17 protein-coding genes are annotated in these 23,159 nt (G+C 64.6%); 7 read left to right on the top strand and 10 right to left on the bottom strand.

The features are described from left to right. Both H9K76_RS09650 and H9K76_RS09645 read right to left on the bottom strand, forming a co-directional pair. A complete protein-coding gene (locus H9K76_RS09650; RefSeq protein WP_187599892.1) occupies positions 1–927 on the bottom strand; it encodes a pseudouridine synthase in 927 nt (308 codons plus the stop codon). 67 nt (positions 928–994) lie between these two features. Next, complete coding sequence (locus H9K76_RS09645) at positions 995–1,345, bottom strand: hypothetical protein (RefSeq protein ID WP_187599890.1); 351 nt, start codon at positions 1,343–1,345, stop codon at positions 995–997. Between the two features lie 439 nt (positions 1,346–1,784). Here H9K76_RS09645 and H9K76_RS09640 point away from each other — a divergent pair, with 439 nt between their 5' ends. Continuing rightward, complete coding sequence (locus H9K76_RS09640) at positions 1,785–4,115, top strand: AsmA family protein (protein ID WP_187599888.1); 2,331 nt, start codon at positions 1,785–1,787, stop codon at positions 4,113–4,115. Between the two features lie 94 nt (positions 4,116–4,209). On the opposite strand, the gene H9K76_RS09635 is transcribed toward H9K76_RS09640, so the two are convergent. Both H9K76_RS09635 and H9K76_RS09630 read right to left on the bottom strand, forming a co-directional pair. Then, positions 4,210–4,932 (bottom strand): sensor histidine kinase, encoded by a 723-nt coding sequence (locus H9K76_RS09635; RefSeq protein ID WP_187599886.1) that lies wholly within the window; start codon positions 4,930–4,932, stop codon positions 4,210–4,212. 206 nt (positions 4,933–5,138) lie between these two features. Beyond that, positions 5,139–5,876 carry a LuxR C-terminal-related transcriptional regulator gene (locus H9K76_RS09630; protein WP_246475508.1) on the bottom strand — a complete coding sequence of 246 codons (738 nt, stop codon included), beginning with the start codon at positions 5,874–5,876 and terminating at the stop codon, positions 5,139–5,141. A gap of 784 nt (positions 5,877–6,660) precedes the next feature. Between H9K76_RS09630 and H9K76_RS09625 the strand changes: the two genes are divergently transcribed. From H9K76_RS09625 to H9K76_RS09610, 4 genes are all read left to right on the top strand, one after another. Next, entirely contained in the window at positions 6,661–7,242 is a 582-nt protein-coding gene (locus H9K76_RS09625; RefSeq protein WP_187599885.1) for a hypothetical protein, read from the top strand. Between the two features lie 73 nt (positions 7,243–7,315). Next, positions 7,316–7,741, top strand: a complete 426-nt coding sequence (locus H9K76_RS09620) for a hypothetical protein (protein WP_187599883.1) — start codon at positions 7,316–7,318, stop codon at positions 7,739–7,741. A gap of 145 nt (positions 7,742–7,886) precedes the next feature. Beyond that, the gene (locus H9K76_RS09615; RefSeq protein WP_187599881.1) at positions 7,887–9,641 is read left to right on the top strand and encodes a DUF4384 domain-containing protein; all 1,755 of its coding nucleotides are present in this window, start codon (positions 7,887–7,889) and stop codon (positions 9,639–9,641) included. An 89-nt stretch (positions 9,642–9,730) separates the two neighbouring features. After that, entirely contained in the window at positions 9,731–11,005 is a 1,275-nt protein-coding gene (locus tag H9K76_RS09610) for an SEL1-like repeat protein (protein WP_246475430.1), read from the top strand. Between the two features lie 195 nt (positions 11,006–11,200). Here the strand turns inward: H9K76_RS09610 and H9K76_RS09605 are convergent, their stop codons facing one another. From H9K76_RS09605 to imuA, 3 genes are read right to left on the bottom strand one after another with little or no spacing between them, the layout of a single operon-like run. Next, positions 11,201–14,470 carry an error-prone DNA polymerase gene (locus H9K76_RS09605; RefSeq protein WP_187599879.1) on the bottom strand — a complete coding sequence of 1,090 codons (3,270 nt, stop codon included), beginning with the start codon at positions 14,468–14,470 and terminating at the stop codon, positions 11,201–11,203. Between the two features lie 5 nt (positions 14,471–14,475). After that, positions 14,476–15,855: a DNA polymerase Y subunit UmuC family protein gene (locus tag H9K76_RS09600; protein WP_246475429.1), complete on the bottom strand. Its 1,380-nt coding sequence runs from the start codon at positions 15,853–15,855 to the stop codon at positions 14,476–14,478. Further along, positions 15,827–16,702 carry a translesion DNA synthesis-associated protein ImuA gene (gene imuA, locus H9K76_RS09595; RefSeq protein ID WP_187599875.1) on the bottom strand — a complete coding sequence of 292 codons (876 nt, stop codon included), beginning with the start codon at positions 16,700–16,702 and terminating at the stop codon, positions 15,827–15,829. The genes H9K76_RS09600 and imuA overlap by 29 nt, the downstream gene beginning before the upstream one ends. 120 nt (positions 16,703–16,822) lie before the next feature. Between imuA and H9K76_RS09590 the strand changes: the two genes are divergently transcribed. Further along, positions 16,823–17,329 carry a GNAT family N-acetyltransferase gene (locus tag H9K76_RS09590; protein WP_187599873.1) on the top strand — a complete coding sequence of 169 codons (507 nt, stop codon included), beginning with the start codon at positions 16,823–16,825 and terminating at the stop codon, positions 17,327–17,329. A gap of 27 nt (positions 17,330–17,356) precedes the next feature. Here H9K76_RS09590 and fabF read toward each other — a convergent pair whose 3' ends face one another. Continuing rightward, positions 17,357–18,628 carry a beta-ketoacyl-ACP synthase II gene (gene fabF, locus H9K76_RS09585; protein ID WP_187599872.1) on the bottom strand — a complete coding sequence of 424 codons (1,272 nt, stop codon included), beginning with the start codon at positions 18,626–18,628 and terminating at the stop codon, positions 17,357–17,359. Positions 18,629–18,736: 108 nt separating this feature from the next. On the opposite strand from fabF, the gene H9K76_RS09580 reads away from it, so the two are divergent. After that, positions 18,737–19,327 carry a TetR/AcrR family transcriptional regulator gene (locus tag H9K76_RS09580; protein WP_187599870.1) on the top strand — a complete coding sequence of 197 codons (591 nt, stop codon included), beginning with the start codon at positions 18,737–18,739 and terminating at the stop codon, positions 19,325–19,327. 286 nt (positions 19,328–19,613) lie between these two features. Here the strand turns inward: H9K76_RS09580 and lpdA are convergent, their stop codons facing one another. After that, positions 19,614–21,446 carry a dihydrolipoyl dehydrogenase gene (gene lpdA, locus H9K76_RS09575; protein WP_187599868.1) on the bottom strand — a complete coding sequence of 611 codons (1,833 nt, stop codon included), beginning with the start codon at positions 21,444–21,446 and terminating at the stop codon, positions 19,614–19,616. A gap of 18 nt (positions 21,447–21,464) precedes the next feature. Beyond that, positions 21,465–23,147 (bottom strand): dihydrolipoyllysine-residue acetyltransferase, encoded by a 1,683-nt coding sequence (aceF, locus tag H9K76_RS09570; protein WP_187599866.1) that lies wholly within the window; start codon positions 23,145–23,147, stop codon positions 21,465–21,467. Positions 23,148–23,159: the final 12 nt, after the last annotated feature.

Raw genomic sequence — 23,159 nt, 5'->3', positions numbered from 1 at the left:
TCAGAGCAAAAGGCTCTCCAGGTCCCGCAACCGGCGCTGGCTCTCAAAGCGCCGTGTTGCGCCCGTGACCGGGTCGGTGAATTCGAGCCGCCTGGCCAGCAGTTGCAACGGATTGGACCAATCGCCTTCCGCAGGATCGTTCACGACCGGATAGAAGCCATCTCCCATCAGCGGCAGGCCCAGCGCGTTCATGTGCACGCGCAGCTGGTGGCGCTTGCCCGTCACCGGCTTGAGCCGGTAGCGCGCCAATCCTCCCTGCTGCTCGATGATTTCCATGTGCGTGTGGCTGTTGGGCTCGCCGGGCACTTCCTGCATGCGGAAGAATTGCTCCGGGCATTCCTGCATGCGGCTGACATGCTCGCGTGGAAACAGCAGATCGGAGCGGAACGGCGCCACGGCCTCATACTCCTTGAACACGGAGCGGTCGCGAAACAAGGCTTGATACGCACCACGCGTCTCGCGCTGCGTCGAGAACAGCACCAGCCCCGCTGTGTCGCGGTCGATGCGATGGATGGGAGACAGTTCGCGCAGCCCCGTCTCGCGCTTCATGCGCACGAGCAGCGTGTGCTGCAGGAAGCGTCCTGTAGGCACCACGGGCAGGAAGTGCGGCTTGTCGGCGACCAGCAGGTGCTCGTCCTGAAACAGGATCTGCGCGGCAAAGGGAATCTCGGCTTCCTGCTCGAGTTCACGGTAGTAGTAGAAACGTATGCCGGGCTCGAATGCGCGCTCGGGCGTAGCGGCCACGCCGAACTCGTCCACCACCTCGCCGAGATGGATGCGGCGCAGCCAGTCCTCCCGCGAGACAGCAGGAAGACGCTCGGCCAGGAAATCAACGAGGCTGCCGCCGCCGCTCGAAGGCAGCACCACGCAGCTGGGATTGATGCCGTCGCGCATGGGAAGCACGCGCGGATCATGGGAGTTGTGCATGGGCGGCGATTGTAGAGAGCCGGCACGCCGTCGATGGCGAACACGATCCCGGAGCGCGTTGACGGCCTCAGGTCGGGCCCATGTCTTTTTCGTCCGGAGGCGGGTCGTTCAAGGCTTCCCGCAATTCATTCAGGGTGCTGTCATTGACCGCATCGAAGTCGTCCATCACGAAGGTCTCGTGAGCGAAGCTCGCCACCTGTCCGGGCTTTGCCTTGTGATTGCTCTGCGCCAGCACCGCCAGCGCCTGCAACGCCGCCTTGCGGCTGGACCAGCGTTTGTTGGGCACGCTCACGGGGTCTCCATCGACATGGATGGAGCTGAAGAAATAGCGCTTGCCATCGCGAGCCAGGCACAGCGTTGCAAAGTAGGTGGCGTCGTCCAAGACGCCTTGCACTTTTTCACTGGTGAGAGCAAGCATGATGACTACCATTTTTCCTAGATTAATAGACATTATTAATCAAAGAAAGATGTCACAGTTGGGTAAAAATCCCCCTACTCGTGAAATCTTTGTCCTCCTGTCAGATCATCGCCACATCAAATCCGATCGCAAGCCGCATCAGGCAAATGCACGCAGATCAAGTTAAATAGCAACAAGGACTGCGCGCGGGTGATCCGGAACAAGCAATCAGGTGGTTACGGATTGGGAAAAAGCGAGGATGGCAGCGGCTAGCATTCGCTCAACCCCGAAACACTGATGTGAGTTAGAGCAATCGCTTCGCAACTGGTTCAGTGCGCATGAGTGATCGTGAGCCACTTGTACGGCGCTAGTAGCTGCGCCAGGTAAAGAAGAAACAGCCTGCGGCCTCGGATCCTGGACCCCGCCCCGGGATCCCTCGATAGCGGAACTTGATAGGAAGATGGACGAGACACCCCCCACCACCGGCACGCACACTCCTGCGCGGCGCTTCCAGCGCCTTGTCATGCAGCGCGGCTTCAGCCCATTGCGCTGGCTTCTGGGGTTGGTGCTCGCGTTGCTGTTGTTGCTGGCCATCTCCATCGTGGTGATCACGCACTGGGACTGGAACAGCGCCAGGCCCTGGGTGGCCGGCAAGGTGAGCGAGGCCACAGGCCGCAGCTTCAGCATCGATGGCGACCTGTCCGCACAATGGCATTGGCCCCTGCCGCTGGAACACGGATGGAAGCGCTGGGTTCCAGGCGTCACCGTGCAGGCGGAGAACATCCGTCTCGGCAACCCGCAGGGATTTGCGATCCAGGTGGAACCCCATCCCGGCAGTGCCTCGCAACCCTCGGTGCCGGACAAGCGCTCCGCGGCCACTCGCAGCACATCGGTGGCGCTTCCCGCCGACGCCGCCCACGAGCCCGTGCACAGGCCATCGGCGCCCGTTCATGCAGAGTCCGCCGAAAAGCCCGCCGAAGACGACGATGGCATGCAGGGCGATGCCGAACGCAGCGAACAGGCCGACGCGCAAGATGCCCGCCGGCTGATTGCGCAGGCCAGGAACGCGCCGGAGATGGATGCCCCCGCCCGCAGCCCGCAGACCATGGCCACGGTGGCGCGGGCGACCGCGACCTTGCGGCTGCTGCCGCTGCTCAATCGCACGATTGCGCTGGATACCGTCATGCTGACCGCGCCGGACATCGTGCTGGGACGCCATCGCGACGGAACCAACAACTGGACGTTCAAGGGATCGTCCGACGCCGGCCCCACGCCCTGGCACATGAGCCTGGGGCAGTTGATCGTGCAAGGCGGCTGGCTGGGCTATTCGGATGGCGTGAAGGACATGGCGCTTCGCGCACGCGTCAACACCTTCGCTGCCGACGACTCCGGCGACGATGATGACGGCAACCGTTACGGTGTGCATGTCATTCTGCAGGGCAGATATGGCAAGGCACGCGTCGAAGGGGAAGGTCTCGCGGGACCGATTCTCTCGCTGCGGCGCAAGACAGTGAGCTACCCGATCCGCTTCAAGGGCCGTGCCGGCAGCCTGCATGCCCAGGCCGAAGGCGTGCTGGCCAATCCGCGCGACCTCTCGGGCATGGACCTCCAGGTGTCGCTGCGCGGCGCCAGCATGGCCGATCTGTATGCGCTCACCGGACTGGTGCTTCCCAGTACGCCCGCCTTTGAAACCAGGGGCCGTCTGCTGGGCAGCCTCGCTCCCGGCAAGGCTGTCTGGGAATACCGCGATTTCGACGGCCAGGTGGGTGCAAGCGATCTGCATGGCAGTCTGACCTACACCTCTGCCGAACCCAGGCCGCGCCTGGAAGGCCGCATGCTGTCCAAGAAGCTGCGCCTGGCGGACCTCGGGCCGGTGGTAGGAAATTCGTCGGCCCAGGAAAAGGCCCTGCGCAACAAGGGCCGCGTGCTGCCCGACACGCCATTCGAGACCGGCCGCTGGGGCGCCATGGATCTGGACATCGCGTTCACGGCAGAACAGATCATCCGCCCGTCCAGGCTGCCCATCGAGAACCTGAGCACGCGCGCCGTGCTCAAGGATGCCGTGCTCACGCTGGCTCCACTGCGCTTTGGCGTCGCCAAGGGAAAGATCCAGGCCGACGTGACACTCGACAGCCGCGAGAAGCCGCTCAAGGCCACGCTGCGCGGAAGCGCCGACGGGCTGCAGCTCTCGGCGCTCTTCCCCGATGCCGAGCTGATGAAGAAGAGCCTGGGCCGCCTCGATGGTGCATTCTCGCTGGCGACCCGCGGAAACTCCGTAGCGACGATGCTGGGCAACAGTTCGGGAGAAACCAAGCTCTTCATCCGCGACGGCACCTTCAGCAAGCAATTGCTTGATCTTGCAGCCCTCAACCTGGGCAGCGTGATCGTCACCAAGCTGTTCGGCGAGAACAAGGAGGTCCGGCTGCGCTGCGCCGTTGCCGACTGGGCCATCCATGATGGCGTCGCCAACGCGCGGCTTGCGAAGATGAGCACGGAGGAGGCCATCGTCGAGGCCTCCGGCACCATCGACCTGAAGAACGAGAAGCTGGACATGCGCATCAAGCCCGAGTCGCTCAAATGGAAGTTCTTCTCGCTGCGTACACCGCTCTATGTGCGCGGCACCTTCGCCGATCCACAGGTGGGTGTGGAGAGCGGCCCGCTGCTGCTGCGCGCAGGGGTGGCGGTAGCTGCTGCGGTGGCCGCACCGGTAGCGCTTGCGCTGGTGCCCGTGACGGTGCCGGCCGCGCAGGACGATGCCAATTGCAAGGCACTCCTCGCACAGGTGAAATAGAAATAAAAAGAGAAATAGAAGCCGAAGCAGAAATCGCAGCCAGGCGGTTCCAAGAACGTACCTGGAGAGCGTGTGGCGATGGCGCTTGGCGATCTCAGGTACTGGCGATGACGGTGGGCGCAAACTGCATCGTGTCCACGATCACCACGATCTCGGTGCCCATGCCCTCTTCCGAGACAATGCTCATCCGCGCCCCGACCCGGCGAGCTCGCCGCCTCATGTTGGAGACGCCATGCCCCTTCACGCCCTCACCCGGCTGCTGGCGCATGCCCACGCCATTGTCCATCACGCGCAATAGCCATTCGGTACAGCCGCTTTCGCGGCGGGGCCGCAATTCGATCGTCAGGTGCGTGGCCCGGGAATGCTGGAGCACGTTGCTGACCGCCTCCTGCACCAGGCGACAGAGCTCGCGCGCGTGGGCGCGCCTGGGCAGCATTTCGCCATCATCCACGTCCATGATCCAGGTGAGGCAGATGCCGCGCTTGTCGAGCACCGGCTGGATGCGGTAGCGCAGGGCCGCCAGCTTTTCCGCGAGATCCCCCTTCTGGTCGCTCATCACCTCCACCAGCAGCCGCAGGTCGAGCATGCACTGCTCCAGCGTCCTGACCGCCGGATGAAGCCGGTTGGCCGGAGAGTCCAGCAGCAGCAGCGCGTTCACGATCTGCGAACCCACGAGGTCATGCAACTCGCCTGCAATGCGCTGGCGCTCCTTGCGCACGGCGGCTGCCGTCTGGGCATTGCGCCGCGGATGCCAATACAGCGTGCGAACCAGCATCACCACGAGTGAGGCCCCCACCGCCAGGTTCAGCAATTCCACGAAACATAGCGTCAGCGGCCATCCCGTTTCAGCAGGGAGATTGGAAAACAGCCAGAACAGTCCTCCTACAAACTGGACCAGCCAGGCGAGCAGGCTGCCAGCCAGCAAAAGAAGAGGCCCAAGTGGAGTCAAGCGTGGCATATGCCGTCCCGGGAACGGAAATGGCCCCGCCGGGGGAGAGCCAGTTCCGGCCTGCTGCCAGCCTCTCAGAACAACCTGCGCAGCGACGCGAACTGCACAGCCTGCGCTCGCGTGCGTACATGCAGTTTTCGGTAGATGTTCTTGATGTGCGAATTGACCGTCATGGTGCTGATCTCGAGCCGCACTGCGATCTCGGCGCTGGTGTAGCCGTTGGCAACCATTCGCAGCACCTCCTTCTCGCGCTCCGACAGCAGCCTCGACTCGCTCGTGACATGCTCTTCGACATGGCTGGGGGAAGCCTTGCGGGCGTCGAACTTCTGAATGAGCCGCCGTGCAAGATGAGGGGTGATATAGGCCCCGCCATTGGCCACCTGCAGCACGGCCTGCGGATAGCTGCCGAACCAGGAGTGCTTCACGAGATAACCGGTAGCTCCCACCTCGAAGGCCCGCAGCACCTGTTCATCGCTCTCCATCACCGAGAACATGATGGCCTCCGCCGAAGGACGCTGGAACTTCATGAACTCGATTAGCGTATAGCCTTGGCCATCGTTGAGGTTCACGTCCACCAGCATCACGTCGAATTCATGTTGCTTGATGAGCCGGCGACCGTCCTTGACGCCGGCCGCCTGCCCCACCAGCAAGGTACGCGAGTCGGCCATCAACTCCTGGGCGACCACGCGCTGCATATGTGCGTCATCATCGATCAGGATCACCCTGACGGGTTTGTCATCCTGACCCACAAGAAAGGTCGGCCACAGCGGCGCCGGCCCCGTGTTGACGTGGCCCATTGCCACGCCAGCCATGGCGACGGACTCCTCCGCCTCCATACTCGAATGCAAATACGACATGCTCTCCTCCGTCCCGTTGTTGATCCGCTTGCGTTGGCCCGCATGCACACGCACGGAAACCCTCAAAAATATTTTTTTCCTATCGTTGTAATTATTGCGATTGCAATGTGGGGTATGAACATTAAAACAATCGGGCATATTTATCTACTGAATTGTTGACATTTATCTTTTGAATAATAAAGTTACAAAAAGAAACCACCAATTAAAGGGAGCCAAATGTCATCCTCCCTTTGGCAAGGCGCGAATGTGAATCTCGTCAAATGGCCCATCCATGCAAAGTAGCTGCATTCGTTCAGGTGGTGCATGGTTTTTTGATGCATCTGGCCAAGTTAAGACACATTCCAAACGAATCTTCCGAGCTTTATTTCAGTCGATTGCCCTTCTTACAAAACAACACTAACTCCTTTGGTTTTATTGAAACTTGTTCACAAATGAACCAAATGTGTTGTGCCATAAGGCGCCCGGTATGGCGACACGTGTCCGGCAACGAGTTCAGGCTACCCACTTCTGGCGATTTTCTGCAGGCGGCATCACGCACAAACTGAAGCCAGACAAATGCACGGGGGATCGGGAACCCATGGCAAGGATCGATAGGCGGACGGCGCACCATGGGCCCTACGCAGACCGAATCGGCGACACGAGTTTCTGACAGGTGTATCTGTCGGTTCCGCCGCAGCATCCGGCTCAGTTTTCATGGACGGAGATGCGGTTTTCTTGACACGTTACAGGAGAGACAGTCATGAAAGTCATTGCATTTTTTGCGCTCACCGCCATTGCAACCGCATCGTTTGCTGCCGGCCCGGTGAATCCAGGAGCCATCAATATTTCAGGCAGCAGCACGCAGACCACCGCTGCCACCGGCACGCTGATCAAGAACACGGCTGGCACGAACAACACCGCTCTGCAGAATATTTCCACCAACGCGGCCGACGTGAGCGTCTCCGGAACCTCCATTCAGTCCACCAGCCTGACATACGGTTCCGTGACCAATGAAGCCCAGGGCGACTTCGCCATGGCCCGTCAGAACCTGGCCAGCAACAACGGCGATGTGGATATCAAGAAATATTCCAGCCAGACCGTCGTGGGCAACGGCGCCACAATCAGCAACCTGGCCAGCGGCAATGGTGCCTATGCCGTGCAAAACATCGCCAGCAACTATGGCGACGTGACCATCAGCGGCTACTCCACCCAGTACGCCAGCCTGACCGGTGGCGCAGCAGCCCTCAACCATGCCAATGGCTCGATGTCGCGCGCAGTGCAGAACATCTCCTCCAACGACGCTTGCGCGGAAGATCCCTGCCCAGGCGGCCGCTGCCACTGATGGCATGCGTGGCATCGGGTCGCCCCTGCGGCCTGATGCCTTTTCCACGTTCAACTCGTGAGGAGGCCGCATCATGAAACACCGCCGCAGCGGTCATTTGCTGATGGCCACGGTCATCTGCCTGGGCGTGCCGGTCTGCGCCCTCGCGCAGGCTCCCGGTGAAGACCCGATCGTTCTGAACAAGCAGATCAACATTCAGATGCTGCCGCTGAACCAGGCCAGGACGACCAACCAGATCGACTACACGAACGGCCTGCCCGCATGGCAGCAGGCCAAGCTCTCACGCTACACGGCCAAGGCGTTTTCCGCCGACACGACGGGCATTTCCACGGAAAAGGACGTCGTCAACACCGTGAAGACACAAGGTGGAAAAACGGTCTGCGCGCAGTCCGTTGGCAGCAACACCGCAGCCGCGGCAGGCGCAGCCAAGGGCTCGGTCACGCAGAACGGGGACCAGGTCGTCGTCCTGCGCGGCGATCTGGTCAACGTCTGCTTCTGAACCCGCGCCGCACATCCGCCACAGGAACACGGGGCGTCCGGAAATTTCGTCGCAGCGAAACCCGGAGCCCTGCTCTTCCCTCACCCAAGCGAACAAGCGAATCGACAAGCGACCGATCGACGAACAACGACATGGGAGTCATGACATGAGACCCGGAACTTCGAACCATTGCGGGCAGTCTTCTGCAAGCAGGCATTCAAGGCGCTGGTCATGGCTTGCCGTTGCCAGCGCCCTGTTGCTCGGCGCGTGTACAACGCCCCTGGACCCACGCAGGGATGCCGGATACCAGGAGACGGCCTATACCGCCGATCGCCCGGTGACCCGGCCCGTGCGCTCCATTTCCAGCTTCTCCGATTCGCTCATGTGCATGGACGAGATGCTGCGGGCCGCCCAGTTGCCCACCACGCTCATCACGAGCAAGCAGTTCACCGATTACTCCACGCGCGTGCCGGTGGGCATCAAGGAGATGATCATCACGGCGCTGTCGCAGATGTCGCGCCGCTCCAATGCCTTCCGCTACGTGGACTACGAGGTGGACATCGTGCGCCAGGACACGGTGCAGAACCTCACCACCATCCTGCTCAACAACAACCTGATGCAGCTGCAGCGCCCTGCGCTGTATGTCTCGGGCGCCGTGGCCTTCGTCGACCAGAACGTGCTCACGAACCGCAACGATGCCGGTCTCTCGGGCCCGCGCATCGACCTGGGGGTGAGCCGCAACAGCAGCGCCACGGTCATCGGCCTCGAAATGCATCTGGGCGATTTCCGCACGCGCACGCTCATCCCCGGCCTGGATTCGGCCAACGAGGTGGTGATCGGCGGCGGCAGCCAGGGCCTGGATCTCGCGGGCCGCATCGGTACCTATGGCGTCACCTTCAACGTGGGCCGCGACTATGCGCTCGGGGCGGGCGGCGCCATGCGCACCCTGGTCGACCTGGCCGCCATCGAACTCGTGGGCAAATGGGCCCGCGTTCCCTACTGGCAATGCCTGACGCTGGACCAGACCCATCCCGATTTCCAGCGCCAGATGCGCGAATGGTTCATGGACAGCGGTGGCGTGGCGCAGGCCCGCCTCATCCAGAGCTCGCTGGTCGCGCAGGGCTACCTGCCTCCGGGCTCCGAGGTGCTGGACATGAGCTCCCCCGATCTGCGCGATGCACTCGGACGCTTCCAGGCGGACAACGGCATCCTGCCGACCGGCACCATGGACTTCAAGACCTACGAGCGCGCGCTCAGCCACTTCGTCACGCTCGACAACTCGGGCCGGCTGCAGCAGGTGGGCTGGAGCACGTCCGGCCCGGGCGGCACCGCTGCCGTGGCCAAGGGGGCCCCAGGCTACCTGCCTGTCAAGGGCAAGGCGTTCGAGCTCAACGCACAGACTGCGCCCGAGCGCGTGATCGACCTGAAGATCAAGAACCCGATGCTGCCCGGCTCCAGCCCGACCTTCGAGGTCGGGGAGCAGGTGTTCGCCGCGGCCACCGTCTCGCGCGCCTCGCATGTCTATTGCTTCTTCAACGATGCGGTGGGCAACGTGATGCGGCTCACACCCAACAACGTCAACCCGAACTCGCTGCAATCGGCCAACCAGGTGCTGCGGCTGCCCGACTGGCTGGTGCCCAATCCGGCCTTCATCATGGATGCAAGCCAGCCCGGCACCGAACGCCTTGCCTGCCTTGCCACCGACAAGGATGTAATGGACAGGCTGCCGGCGCCGCTGCAGGGCACGGGTGTGGTCAACATTCCGGGCTACCGCTCCATCGAGGATGTGGAGAACGCCTTCAGCCATGCACTGGGTGACGAACCGGTCTCCAAGGCCGAAGTCCAATGGAAGGTGATCCCGAAGAAGGCACCTCCTGTGCAATCGCAACCGACCGCCGCCAAGGCCGCCCCCAACGCCTGAGCCTGGCGGGACGCATGCGCCGGACATCCACCCCGCAGGATGATCCGGCCATGGCAACCGGCACCCGAGGCCACCAGAGGAGGAGCACCATGCACAAGCATTCCGTCGCCCATGCCTTGCAGCACGGGTCCATGGCGCTTTGCCTGTCCACGCTTGCATGGATTGCATGCCCGGCGGGTGCGGTGCAGGCTGCTGCACGCGCAGTGGCACCCGCGCCCATACAGTCGCCCCATGTCTCCGAAGCCCCGGTACAGCCCGCAGGCATGGCCCAGCCATCGGCGATCCAGCCCGCGGGCTCCAGCGTTCGCCCGCAGCCCATCAAGCCCGCGGGAACCCCCGGCACCGCAGCACCCAAGCTGATGGAGCCCGACGAGAACGATACCGATGCCGAGCGCATTCGCAAGCTCCAGAGCGTGGCCTCGGGCAATCCCAAGCGGGGAAGCGCCGCCGAACGTACTGCCGGACGCACGGCCTGGCTGCTGGGCCTGCTGTACCTGCACGGCGAACATGCACCCGTCGATCGCACACTGGCCCGGCGCTGGTTCGAGCGCGCCAAGACGCTCAATGAACCCCTGGGCAATGCCGGACTGGCATGGTGCGAGATCGACGGCTGCAATGGGCCGCCTGCACCGGCCGCGGCGCGACCCTATCTATCCCCGCTGCAGAAAGCCGACTCCGGGCTTGCTCTGTACCTCGAGTGGCGCATCCTGGAGCGCCTCGCACCGGTCCAGGGCAGCAATACGGGCCAGCCCTTGCACAGCGATCCCGATGTGCAGCGCATGCAGTTGCTCAGGCAGGCCGCGCAGGCGGGCAACGCCTCGGCCTTCAATGAGCTGGGCCTCGCGAATGTGACCGCCTCGCGCTATGACCTGGCCCTGCAGCAGTTCAACACGGCCGCAGCGCGCTCGCCGGCGGCGGCCTCCAATGCACGGCTGCTGCGCCTGCGCATGGATCAGGGGGAAAGTGCCCGTGGCGGTAGCGGCAGTGGTGGTGGCGGCAACGGCATCACTGCCACGGGCAACAAGAGCCCCGAGGAATGGTTTGCGCAGGCCCGCAGGTACCACCGGGGCGACGGTGTTCCCTCGAACTACGCCGAGGCCATCCGCCTCTACCAGCTGGCGGCGGCGGCGGGCAACCCGTCGGCACGGCGCATGCTGGAACTGATCTACTCCCGCCCGGCCCCCGGCGGCTCGGTGAACATCGCCTGGATGCGACAACTCGCCAGCATGGATGTCACCGCCGAAGGCGCCATCCTGAATTTCTCGTCGCCCCCCACCCCGCAGCTCTTCGTGCGCGACGTCACGCCGCTGTATGAATTCATTCCAAACGAATGGCGCAAGGACAGGAGCCTGGGGCAACGTTAAGGAACCTCTGCAAAACTCCCTGCCATCGTCTGAACGCGGCCTCGGGCGATCCGCAGCGTTGTCTTTTTCGTCAATAGCTACTGCTATTGCCTTCAAAAGACGCCTTGCGGCTCATCCCGATCCGCGTCCAGCCGATTGGCGAGGGTTTTGCAGAGGCTCCTTAACCCATCCACGCGGACGTGCAGGCTCCGCGGGTCAATGGAAATCCCGGCTGCCGTTCAGCACGGCCGCAAGCCGCCCGAGCAACGGCGTGAGGTTCTTCACACGCTCCGCGATGAGGTGGCGCGTGGCATGCTGCGGCGCGCTCTCGTTGGGCTGGCTGCATTGCCAGATGCCCTCCACCACCATCAGCCGTGAGCGCAGCAGCGGCTCGCGCCACTTCTCCAGCATGGTCGGCCATACGACCACGTTGACCGTGCCGGTCTCGTCCTCCAGCGAGACGAACATCGTGCCCTTGGCCGTACCCGGGCGCTGGCGCACGGTGACGATGCCTGCGGCACGCACCCGCCTTCCGTTGCCGGTTTCCAGCAACTGCAGCGCGGTACGGACCTTCCAGCGCTCGAGCCGCTCGCGCAGCAAGACCAGGGGATGCTGCCGCAGCGTGAGGCCCGTGGCCGCATAGTCGAACAGGATCGCCTCGCCGTCTCGCGCCTCTAGCAACGCAAGCCGCTCCTCATGCGTGGGCGCATCGCGCAACAACGGCGGAGCGCGCAGCTGTGCGGCGGCCTCCCACATCTGCTGTCGGCGATGGCCGGCCAGGCTGGACAGTGCATCCGCCGCCGCCAGCGCCTGCAGATCATGGCGATCAAGCTGCGCACGCAGCGCCAGGTCCTGCACGCTGCCAAAGGGCGCCTGTTCACGCGCAGCCAGCAGCCGCCTGGCCGCCTCGATCTCCAGGTGCGCCACGAAATTCAACCCGAGCCGCACGGCCGGCTGCGGATGCTCCACGCCGGCAATCGGCTCGAGGGGCCCTTCCAGCGCGCTCGGCTCATCGCTGCGCGTGACATCCACCGGCAACACCCGCACGCCATGGCGCCGCGCATCCTGCACCAGCTGCGACGGCGTATAGAAGCCCATCGGCTGCGAGTTGAGCAGCGCGGCCAGGAAGCATGCGGGCTCATGCCGCTTGAGCCAGGCGCTGGCGTAGGCCAGCATCGCAAAGCTGTAGGCGTGGCTTTCGGGAAAACCGTAGTCGCCGAAGCCCAGCATCTGCTGGAATATCTGCTCTGCGAACTCGCGACGGTAGTCGTTGGCGACCATGCCGTTGACGACCCGCTCCTTGAAGTGGTGCACGCCGCCAGTGCGCTTCCAGGCGGCCATGGATCGGCGCAGCGCATCGGCCTCGGCCGCGGAGAAACTCGCTGCATCCATGGCGATCTGCATGACCTGTTCCTGGAAGATCGGAATGCCCAGCGTGCGCTTCAGCGCATTCATGAGCTCGGGCTTTTCCAGCACCAGAGGGAGACCTTTGCGCTCGCGCTCGCGCGCCTTCAGGTAGGGATGCACCATGCCGCCCTGGATCGGCCCGGGCCGCACGATGGCCACCTCCACCACCAGGTCATAGAACTTGCGCGGCAGAAGACGCGGCAGCATGCTCATCTGCGCGCGGCTTTCGATCTGGAAGGTGCCGATGGTGTCGGCCGCGCAGATCATCTCGTAGGTCGCCTCGTCCTCGGCCGGAATATCGCTCAGCAGCGTCCACGGCATCTCGCGGAGGCTGCTGCGCATGTCCAGGCAGCGCCGCAGCGCGGTCAACATGCCCAGCGCGAGCACATCGACCTTGAGCAGGTTCAGGGCATCGAGATCATCCTTGTCCCACTGGATGATGAAGCGCTTGTCCATGCTGGCAGGCTCGACGGGCACCAGCCGCGTGAGCTTGTCCTGCGTGAGCACAAAGCCGCCGACATGCTGGCTCAGGTGACGCGGAAAGCGGCACAGCTCCCTGGTAAGCCGGAACCACCAATGCGCGGTATGCGCGCTGATGCTTGCCCCCACGTCATGCGCCAGGCCCAGCAGGCGATCTTCCGCCGCCGCATCGTCGAACCAGTGGTGGTCCTTCGCAAAGGCATCGACCAGCTCGGGCGCCACGCCAAGCGCCTTGCCGACATCGCGCAAGGCGCTGCGCAGCCGATAGGAGATGACCACCGCCGTGATCGCAGCCCGTTCGTGGCCGTACTTTTGGTAGATGTACTGGATGACCTCCTCGCGGCGCTCGTGCTCGAAATCGACATCGATATCGGGTGGCTCCCTGCGCTCCTTGCTGATGAAGCGTTCGAACAGCAGATTCCCCGCCTCGGGTCCGACCGCGGTGATGCCGAGGAAGTAGCAGACCAGGGAATTGGCGGCCGACCCGCGTCCCTGGCACAGGATGCCCCGGCTGCGTGCCCACCTGACGATGTCATGCACCGTGAGGAAATACATCTCGTAGCCCAGGTCGGCAATCAGGTCGAGCTCGTTGTGAACCTGGTTCTGGATATCCAGTGGAATGCCTTGCGGGTATTTGCCCCTGGCGCCCTCCCAGGTCAGCCACTCCAGCGTCTGCTGGGCCGTCTTGCCCGGCAATACGGTCTCCAGCGGATAGTTGTAGCGGATCTGCTCCAGCTTGAAGCAGCACCGGCCGGCCAGCTCCAGGGTCGCGGCCAGCAATCGCGGGGGATAGATGGCGGCCAGCTGCGCCCGCGTCCGCAGGCGCCGTTCGGCATTGGGCTCCAGCGCATGGCCGCACTCCGCCACGCTGCGCTTGAGTCCCACGGCGGTGATCACATCGAGCAGCGGCTTGCGGGCGCTCTCGTGCATCAGCACACCGCCCGCCGCCACGAGCGGCAGGCCGAGTGCCTCGCCCGCCTCTTCCAGCATGCGCAGCCAGAGGCTGTCGCCCGAGCCCCTGTGCAGCTCCACCGCCAGGGAAAAATCGCTGCCGAGCATGGCCCTCGCATCCTCCAGCGCCCGTACCAGATGCGCGACATTCCCGTCGTCTGCCAGGAACATCCGGCGTTCGGGAGCAATCAGCAGTTCGCATCCATGCAGCAGTCGCCAGGGCGAATCCGAACTGAGCTTGTACGAGCCCTTGAGCGCCGCGGCACGTGCGGTGGTGATGAACTCGCACAGGTCACCCCAGCCTTGCAGGTCGTGTGCAATCGCCACGATGCAGAGATCGTGGAAATGGAACTCGCTGCCATAGAGCAGGCGCAGCCTGATCTCGCGTCCGGCCTCGCCGGTTTCCTCCTGCTCCTTCTTGCGCTGCGCGACCAGATGCCGCAGCGCAAGCCAGGCCCGCACCACGCCTGCCACCGAACATTCATCCGTGATGGCAAGCGCCGCGTAGCCCAGTTGCTCGGCCCGCTCCACCAGTTCGGCCGGTTGGGACGCCCCGCGCTGAAAGCTGAAATTGCTCAGGCAATGCAGCTCCGCATAGCCCGGCAGCGCCAGTTGCCGTTGATTGCCGGAGGCCTGCTCAGTGCCCATGACACTCACCCATAGAAGCCATGCAGGTACCAATCGAGCGTGCCGCAGTCGCGAAAAATCCAGACCCAGCCCGCCACCGCGTGATGCGCAACGAAGTAATCGCGCTTGGAACGTCCGGGCGCGGGGTGAGGCCCCATGGCATCCTGCGCTGGCGCGGCGTCAGCGGCCTCCCACCAGCCGCTCTCGAAACGTTCGGGACCTGCCTTGAGATGCAATGGCTGCCCATGCAGGCAGGGCCTGGGCCCCTGCATCCCCAGCAACTGCGGTGCGGGCAGAAGCCACGCGGGCCACAGCGCCGCACGGGAATCGGCGTCGGCATGCGCCTGCCTCAGGCCGCCCGTGTGCAGCGCGTGGCTGGCAGACTGCCAGACCTGCATGTGCTCTGGCCGATGGTCTGGCTGCCCTTTTGGCACGCGCAAGCAATCCGCGCCCAGGCGCGCACTCACGCGCTCCACGAACTGGCTCCACGATTCTCCGTCCCGGGCATCGGGCGAACGGGGCAGCAGGCTGTCATTCTGCGGCTTGACCGGTTGCACCTCCACCGTCTTCAGCGCGATGCGGTTCACAGGTGCCGCCAGCCTTTCATGCGCCATATGCTCGCCCAGCAGCCTGCTCAGGTGCGACAGTTCCTGCAGCGGCTCCGCCGTGCGCAGCGACATCTCGCCCCATGGCGGCACATCGATTCCATCGAGCCGGCGCAGGTCATGCCGCCAGCGCACCTGCAGTCGCAGCACGCCCAGATGCCGGGCGCGCAGCCAGCCTTGCAGCATGGCCAGCAGATGCCCGGCCGCATGCAGCAGTTCGGCGGACGATGCCGCGATGTAGGGCAGTTCCAGATCCACGTCGAAGTGCTCGGGCAGCGCGATCCATGAAAGCGGACAAGCGCGCTCCCCCCACAGCTGATCGAGTGCCAGCAGGCTCTGCGCCCCCAGCCGGCGAGCCACTCCCGAGCGCGGCAGCGCGCGCACATCACCCAGGTTGCGGCACCCCAGGTTGTTCAGGGTGACCAGATGGGGCCTGAGCGCCGTCAGCGTGCTGATCGGCAACCCCTCCGGAACCTGCCTGGGCCGTGCCTCTCCCTGCTGCTTGAGCCGCAGCAGCGCAAGCGCCTGCAGGGCCGTCGGGCCTTCTGCCCAGCAACTGCGCGGCTCAACGATTTCCTCCTGCCCGCATGCAGGTGCGGACGGCGCATGATCCAGCAGCAGGCGCCGCAGCGCCGCCCGCCCGCCCCACAGGCGCTCGGCGCTGTGCACGTCGAGCAGCAATGCCTCGTCCAGCACCGCCACCTGGGGCGTGAACTGCAGCGCCCACCAGCAATGCGCCTCGATCGCCGCGGCCGGCAGGATGGCCAGTTGTTCATCGGCGAGCGGCAAACGCCATGCCATCCAATGCATGGGACACCTCCCGGGACGGGTTGCGGAACGGATCGCGAAGTGCACCGAGCAGCGCTTGCGCGTCGGCCTGTGCCCGCTGCTTGCGCCATGCCTGCGCCGTCAGCTCGCACAACAGCCGCTCATGCAGCAAAGGCAGCGTCACCGGCATCGCCTGTGAAGGACCGCGCCGCTTGACCACATGCACCTGCAGGCTCTTGCCATGCACCTTCAGCCACAGGCGCAGCGGTGCAGGCGACGATTGCACCCTGGCCTCCTGCGGCCGGAACACCCAGAGCAATTGCCTCTGCTGCGCCGCCAGCAACTGCAGGCGGCGCAGCGCCTGGGACTGCGCATGCGGCAGCCAGGCCAGCACGGCAGCGACATCGCGGCAGCGCAGGGCCTGCTCGCTCACCCAGACACCTGCGGCGTCAGGCATGCCCCTGCGCGAAGCAGGTCCCGTCGCATCCGGATGGACACAGCACAGGCGCTGCGCCGGAACGCCGGACATCTCGGCAAAGGGCGTGAATATCTGCAGCGGCGGCGCCACCAGCACCACACGCTGAAGAGGCTGGACGGACAGCAGCCGCGACAGCGCCCCCGCAACCAGGCTCCACTCGGGATGCAGCAGCCCAGGCAGCAGAATCTCCGACATTCCGCCCACCGGCCAGCCGCCTCCGGGCAACTCGGCATCCAGGCCCTCATTCCCCGACGGCATGACCTTGAGCGCTTCCTCGTCGTTGGCCGATTGCCACTCCCGCCCGCTCCACACCCCCAGGCGCGACAGGCTGGCAGGTTCGATTCCTGCAAGCCTGTGCGCTCCGGCGGCAGCGGCAAAAGGGGAAGAACTGGCGGCAATCATCTGGCGATGCAGGTTGAATTAATACTGTATAAATATACAGTAATTTATAAAACGCATGCAGGAAATGCCACAGGCACGGCATGGCGATCAGCCGGCCGCCGCTTCTATACACTTGGCTGGATGACCCTGATGATTCGTCCTGAAGTTCCGGCAGACCACGCGGCCATCTGCGCCGTGACCGAGGCTGCCTTTCTCGAAGCCCCCCACACGAGCCACACCGAACAGTTCATCGTTGCCGCCCTGCGTGAGGCGGGCGCCCTCGCGATATCCCTTGTCGCCGAAGCAGACGGAGCGGTGGCCGGACATGTCGCCGTTTCGCCCGTCACCATCGCCGATGGCACGCAAGGCTGGTTCGGCCTGGGCCCGGTGTCCGTCACCCCTCGGCTGCAGGGACAGGGCATCGGTTCACAACTCGTGCACCGGGCACTCGACATGCTCAAGGAACAAGGCGCATCCGGCTGCGTGGTTCTGGGGGATCCCTCGTACTACCAGCGGTTCGGTTTCAGGAATGAGCCGGGCCTGGTGCTGCCAGGCATCCCTCCCGAGTACTTCATGGCGATCTCGCTGGGCGGCCCGCTGCCAGGCGGCGTGGTGGCCTATCACCCGGCATTCGAGGCGACGTGTTGAATGGTTTGCGGGGGAGAAGCCTGAGCCTTAGTTCTCCATCCGTTTCAATATCAGCGAGGCATTCACCCCGCCAAACCCGAACCCGTTGAGCATGGCATGCTCCATCGACTGAGCCCGTGGCGACCCGGCGATCAGATCCAGCCCCTCGGCCAGTGGATCGGGGTTCTCCAGATTGAGCACAGGAGGCGCGATCTGGTCCCGCAAGGCCAGCACCGTGAAGATCGCTGCGGCGCCGCCGGCTGCGCCCAGCATATGGCCCAAAGCGGACTTGGTGGCGGTGATGGATGGCCCCTGCCCCGCACCGAATACCTGCCGGATGGCGGCCAACTCGCCCCGGTCGCCCACGGGAGTGGACGTCGCGTGGGCATTCAGGTGCTGGATATCGCCGGGCTGCAGCCTGGCCTGGCGCAATGCCATGCGCATGGAGCGTGCTGCACCGGAGCCATCGTCCGGCCCCGAAGTCACGTGATAGGCATCCGCTGAAGTGCCATAGCCCACGACCTCCGCGAGCGGCCTGGCGCCGCGCGCCAGTGCATGGTCGAGAGACTCCAGCACCAGCAGCCCCGCGCCTTCGGCCATGACAAAACCGCTGCGGGCAAGATCGAAGGGGCGGGACATCCTCGCTGGATCATCGCCCCCATGGCTCGCCAACGCCTTTGCCGCCGTAAAGCTGCCCAGCGCCACGCGGTCGATCGTGGCCTCGCTGCCGCCGCACAGCGCCATGTCGGCCTCGTCGTTGCGGATCATGCGCGCCGCATCGCCAATGGCCTGGATGCTGGCCGCGCAGGCCGTGACAGGTGCACCCAGCGGGCCCTTGAGCCCGTGCCTGATCGACACCTGCCCCGCGGCCAGGTTCGCAAGGAATGCGGGCACCGTGAACGGGGACAGGCGCTGCGGCCCCTTGCCGTCCGTGGTTCGCACGGCCTCTGCAATGGTGTTGAAGCCACCCACGCCGGAGCCGATGATGGTTGCCGCCCGCTCCAGCCGCTCGGCATCCGGGTTGCCCCACTGCGCATGGGCAAGCGCCTGGTCTGCCGCGCCCAGGGCAAACGCAATGAAGCGGTCCATGCGGCGCAGTTCCTTGGCAGAGATGACGGCTTCCGCGTTCCAACCCGCCTGCGGGTCTTCATCCAGGCCCGGAACCCGCCCGGCCACATCCACGCCGATGCCTCCACCCACCGACGCGTCCAGGCGGCGTATGCCGGACTGGCCTGAAAGCAAACGTTGCCATGCCAGTTCCACATTGCATCCCAGGGGAGATACCAACCCTAGGCCGGTGATGACGACCCGTCGATCCATGCTGTACCTTTCTTGCACCCGCCCTCAGCGCACCATGTGTGCTGAGCTTGGTTTATTGATGATGATCATCATCATAATGGAGTTTTGATGATGAGTATCATCTAACGCATGAAAGTAAGTAAAACCCAAGCAGCCGAAAACCGCGAAGGGATCGTGGAGGCAGCCGCGCGCCTGTACCGGGAAAAGGGACTGGATGGCGTGGGCGTGGCGGAGATCACCCGCGATGCAGGGCTGACCCATGGCGGCCTGTACCGGCACTTCGAGTCCAAGGACGCCCTCGCCCGCGAGGCCTGCCTGCGTGCCTTCGAGTGGACCATCACGCCATTGGAGGGACTGGAGCCGCCGTCTTCGGACACGGCCCCCGCTGCGAAACTGCACACGCTGGTGCACAGCTATCTCTCTGCCAGCCACCGCGATCATCCCGGGGAAGGCTGCCCCGCTGCAGCGCTCGCGGCAGATGCCGCCCGGGCAGGACCCGAGATGTCGGAAGTCTTCGCCCAGGGGGTCGAGCGCAACATCCAGCGCTTCATGCGCATTCTCGAGGGCGATGACGCAGCCACGCGCGCCCGCACGATCGCGACGCTCAGCAGCATGGTGGGCGCATTGGTGCTTGCACGCGCCACCGCCGCCGGCAACCCCGCGCTGTCCGAGGAAATACTCGCCACCCTGCGCCAGCAACTGGCGCCTGATGAAAGCTGAGCGCGAAGCCTACCAGACGACAGCCTGCGCAGCGCGCGCCCGCCATGAACTGGTCACCCCAATGCTGAGATGGCCCCTCAGACGCGACGCAAAGGCGAAGACAGTACACGCGTACGGCAAGCCTTTGCAACAAAGTATGAGGGGCCATATCAGCACCTCCAAACGAAGACTCTCAACCCAAGCAGCACGGTTCCATTCGTCACGCAACACCATAAGACCCGGTATTCCGCGAGGAACAAAAAAAGCAGCCGAAGCTGCTTTTCTCGGAGCAAGGGAGGAACCCTGCTTACTTCTTCTGCGGCGGCACATCCGTGCACGAGCCGTGAGCCACCTCGGCAGCCATGCCGATGGATTCGCCCAGCGTCGGGTGCGGATGGATCGTCTTGCCGATGTCCACGGTGTCCGCGCCCATCTCGATGGCCAGTGCGATCTCGCCGATCATGTCGCCCGCATGCGTGCCGACGATGCCGCCACCCAGGATGCGGCCGTGGCCATGGGCTTCGGGGGAATCGTCGAACAGCAGCTTGGTGAAGCCCTCGTCGCGGCCGTTGGCAATCGCCCGGCCCGATGCCGCCCAGGGGAACAGGCCCTTCTTGACCTTGATGCCCTGTGCCTTGGCCTGGTCTTCGGTGAGACCCACCCATGCCACTTCCGGATCGGTGTAGGCCACGCTCGGGATCACGCGGGCGTTGAAGGCGGCGGATGCCAGTTCCTTGTTGCCCTGCAGTTCACCCGCGATGACTTCGGCGGCCACGTGCGCTTCGTGCACGGCCTTGTGCGCCAGCATCGGCTGGCCCACGATGTCGCCGATCGCGAAGATGTGCGGCACGTTGGTACGCATCTGGATATCGACATCGATGAAGCCGCGGTCCGTCACCGAAACGCCAGCCTTCTCCGCGCCGATCTTCTTGCCGTTGGGCGTGCGGCCCACGGCCTGCAGCACCAGGTCGTAGGTCTGCGGCTCGGGAACCGTGACGCCGTCCTTGGCGGGCTCGAACGTGACCTTGATGCCTTGCGGTGTTGCCTCGGCCGCCACGGTCTTGGTGTTGACCATGATGTTGTCGAAGCGCGGCGCGTTCATCTTCTGCCAGACCTTCACGAGGTCGCGATCAGCGCCCTGCATCAGGCCGTCCATCATCTCGACGACGTCCAGGCGTGCGCCCAGCGTGGAGTACACCGTGCCCATTTCCAGGCCGATGATGCCGCCACCGAGGATCAGCATGCGCTTGGGCACGGCCTTCAGGTCGAGTGCGCCGGTCGAATCGACCACGCGCTCGTCCTTGGGCATGAACGGCAGGTGCACGGCCTGCGAGCCCGCGGCGATGATGGCGCGCTTGAACTGCACGACCTTCTTCACGCCGGCCCTCTCCTGGCCGTCACCCGTGGTTTCCTCCACCTCGATGTGGTTGGCTCCCACGAAATTGCCGTAGCCTCGAACGATCGTCACCTTGCGCATCTTGGCCATCTGGCCCAGGCCGCCGGTGAGCTTGCCGATGACCTTCTCCTTGTGGCCGCGCAGCTGGTCCACGTTGACCTTGGGTGCACCGCCGTAGTCGATGCCCAGGGCCGCCAGGTGGCTGACCTCGTCCATCACCGCCGCCACATGCAGCAGCGCCTTCGAGGGAATGCAGCCCACGTTCAGGCACACGCCGCCCAGCGTCTTGTAGCGCTCGACCAGCACGACCTTGAGGCCCAGGTCGGCGGCACGGAATGCCGCGGAATAGCCGCCGGGGCCGCCGCCGAGCACGACCACGTCGCAGTCGAGATCGGCCGCGCCGCCGAAGCTGCTGGCAACGGGTGCGGGTGCGGATGCCGCAGGCGCCGAAGCGGGCGCTGGTGCGGCGGCAGCAGGTGCCGGAGCGGAAGCCGCAGCCGCGCCTTCGGCAGCCTCGAGCGTCAGCACGACCGAGCCCTGGTTGACCTTGTCGCCCACGTTGACCTTGAGCTCCTTGACCACACCGGCATGGCTCGAGGGAATCTCCATCGAGGCCTTGTCGGACTCGACGGTGATCAGCGACTGCTCGACCGCCACGGTGTCGCCGGGCTTGACCAGCAGTTCGATCACGCCGACGTCCTTGAAGTCGCCGATGTCGGGAACCTTGATATCAATGATTGCCATGGATACAGCTCCCTTCGATCACAGGATGATGCGGCGGTAGTCCGCCAGCACCGCGCCCAGGTAGGCGTTGAAGCGTGCGGCGGCAGCGCCGTCGATCACGCGGTGGTCGTATGACAGCGACAGCGGCAGCGTGAGGCGCGGCACGAACTGCTTGCCGTCCCAGACCGGCTTCATCTGGCCCTTGGACAGACCCAGGATCGCGACTTCCGGCGCATTGATGATCGGCGTGAAGTGCGTGCCCCCGATGCCGCCGAGCGACGAGATCGAGAAGCAGCCGCCCTGCATGTCGGCCGCGCCGAGCTTGCCGTCGCGCGCCTTCTTGGCGAGCTCGCCCATTTCCTGGCTGATCTGCATGATGCCCTTCTTGTCGGCATCCTTGAGCACCGGAACCACCAGGCCGTTCGGCGTATCGGCCGCGAAGCCGATGTTGTAGTACTGCTTGTAGACCAGTGTGTCGCCGTCAAGGCTGGTGTTGAACTCGGGGAACTTCTTGAGTGCCGCGACCACCGCCTTGATCACGAAGGCGAGCATGGTCACCTTCACGCCGCTCTTCTCGTTCTCCTTGTTGGTGGAGACGCGGAAGGCTTCGAGCTCGGTGATGTCGGCCTCGTCGTTGTTGGTGACGTGAGGAATCATCACCCAGTTGCGCGACAGGTTCGCACCCGAGATCTTCTTGATGCGCGAGAGATCCTTGCGCTCGATCGCGCCGAACTTCGAGAAATCGACCTTGGGCCATGGCAGCAGGTCGAGGCCCACGCCGGAGCCCCCCTTGGGTGCCACGGCGGCTTGCGCCTTGGTCTGCACGGCACCGCTCATCACCTGCTTGGTGAAGGCCTGCACGTCGTCCGACGTGATGCGGCCCTTGTTGCCGGTGCCCTTGACCTCTTCCAGCGGCACGCCGAGTTCGCGGGCGAACTTGCGCACGGACGGCGAAGCGTAAGGCAGGCTGCCCGAGGGCGGCACGGTGGGGTTGTGCGCGGGCACGGCGGCTGCCGCCGGAGCGGCCGCGGCAGCGGGTGCGGAGGCAGGCGCAGCCACGGGAGCGGCCGCCGGTGCCGCAGCAGGAGCCGAAGCAGCGGGTGCCGGTGCCGCGGAGGCAGCAGGAGCGGCAGCGCCCTGCGCGCTCATCTGGCCGACCACGTCACCCACGTTCACCTTGTCGCCGACCTTCAGCGTCAGCGCTGTGATGGTGCCCGCTGCGGGCGATGGAATCTCCATCGATGCCTTGTCGGACTCCACGGTGAACAGCGACTGCTCGGCGGCGACGGTGTCGCCCACCTTCACGAGCAGCTCGATCACGGCCACGTCCTTGAAGTCGCCGATGTCGGGAATCTTGATGTCCATGGTCGTTGCGGCGGCGGCGGGTGCAGCGGGTGTGGCGGCGGCCACGGGAGCCGGTGCCGGAGCTGCGGCCTGCGCAGGCGCCGGTGCGGCTGCTGCCGGAGCCGGAGCTGCGGCCTCGCCGGCCGTCTCCAGCATCAGGACGACCGAGCCTTCCTTGACCTTGTCGCCCACGTTGACCTTGAGCTCCTTGACCACGCCGGCGTGGCTCGAAGGAATCTCCATCGAGGCCTTGTCGGACTCGACGGTGATCAGCGATTGCTCGACAGCGACGGTGTCGCCCGGCTTCACGAGCACTTCGATCACGCCCACTTCCGCGAAATCGCCGATGTCCGGGACCTTAATTTCTGTCAATGCCATGTTGGTGTCTCC

The sequence above is a fragment of the Diaphorobacter ruginosibacter genome (assembly GCF_014395975.1).
In the GTDB taxonomy this organism is placed as follows: domain Bacteria; phylum Pseudomonadota; class Gammaproteobacteria; order Burkholderiales; family Burkholderiaceae_C; genus Diaphorobacter_A; species Diaphorobacter_A ruginosibacter.
Note: the sequence above shows the minus strand (reverse complement) of the source record. Positions and strands in the feature narration are given on the sequence as shown.

What these genes read in the sequence shown, in the direction of transcription:
- H9K76_RS09650 (WP_187599892.1), bottom strand. Translation starts at nt 927, where the DNA reads ATGCACAACTCCCATGATCCGCGCGTGCTTCCCATGCGCGACGGCATC.
- H9K76_RS09645 (WP_187599890.1), bottom strand. Translation starts at nt 1,345, where the DNA reads ATGCTTGCTCTCACCAGTGAAAAAGTGCAAGGCGTCTTGGACGACGCC.
- H9K76_RS09640 (WP_187599888.1), top strand. Translation starts at nt 1,785, where the DNA reads ATGGACGAGACACCCCCCACCACCGGCACGCACACTCCTGCGCGGCGC.
- H9K76_RS09630 (WP_246475508.1), bottom strand. Translation starts at nt 5,876, where the DNA reads ATGGCTGGCGTGGCAATGGGCCACGTCAACACGGGGCCGGCGCCGCTG.
- H9K76_RS09625 (WP_187599885.1), top strand. Translation starts at nt 6,661, where the DNA reads ATGAAAGTCATTGCATTTTTTGCGCTCACCGCCATTGCAACCGCATCG.
- H9K76_RS09620 (WP_187599883.1), top strand. Translation starts at nt 7,316, where the DNA reads ATGAAACACCGCCGCAGCGGTCATTTGCTGATGGCCACGGTCATCTGC.
- H9K76_RS09615 (WP_187599881.1), top strand. Translation starts at nt 7,887, where the DNA reads ATGAGACCCGGAACTTCGAACCATTGCGGGCAGTCTTCTGCAAGCAGG.
- H9K76_RS09610 (WP_246475430.1), top strand. Translation starts at nt 9,731, where the DNA reads ATGCACAAGCATTCCGTCGCCCATGCCTTGCAGCACGGGTCCATGGCG.
- H9K76_RS09605 (WP_187599879.1), bottom strand. Translation starts at nt 14,470, where the DNA reads ATGGGCACTGAGCAGGCCTCCGGCAATCAACGGCAACTGGCGCTGCCG.
- H9K76_RS09600 (WP_246475429.1), bottom strand. Translation starts at nt 15,855, where the DNA reads ATGGCATGGCGTTTGCCGCTCGCCGATGAACAACTGGCCATCCTGCCG.
- imuA (WP_187599875.1), bottom strand. Translation starts at nt 16,702, where the DNA reads ATGATTGCCGCCAGTTCTTCCCCTTTTGCCGCTGCCGCCGGAGCGCAC.
- H9K76_RS09590 (WP_187599873.1), top strand. Translation starts at nt 16,823, where the DNA reads ATGACCCTGATGATTCGTCCTGAAGTTCCGGCAGACCACGCGGCCATC.
- fabF (WP_187599872.1), bottom strand. Translation starts at nt 18,628, where the DNA reads ATGGATCGACGGGTCGTCATCACCGGCCTAGGGTTGGTATCTCCCCTG.
- H9K76_RS09580 (WP_187599870.1), top strand. Translation starts at nt 18,737, where the DNA reads ATGAAAGTAAGTAAAACCCAAGCAGCCGAAAACCGCGAAGGGATCGTG.
- lpdA (WP_187599868.1), bottom strand. Translation starts at nt 21,446, where the DNA reads ATGGCAATCATTGATATCAAGGTTCCCGACATCGGCGACTTCAAGGAC.
- aceF (WP_187599866.1), bottom strand. Translation starts at nt 23,147, where the DNA reads ATGGCATTGACAGAAATTAAGGTCCCGGACATCGGCGATTTCGCGGAA.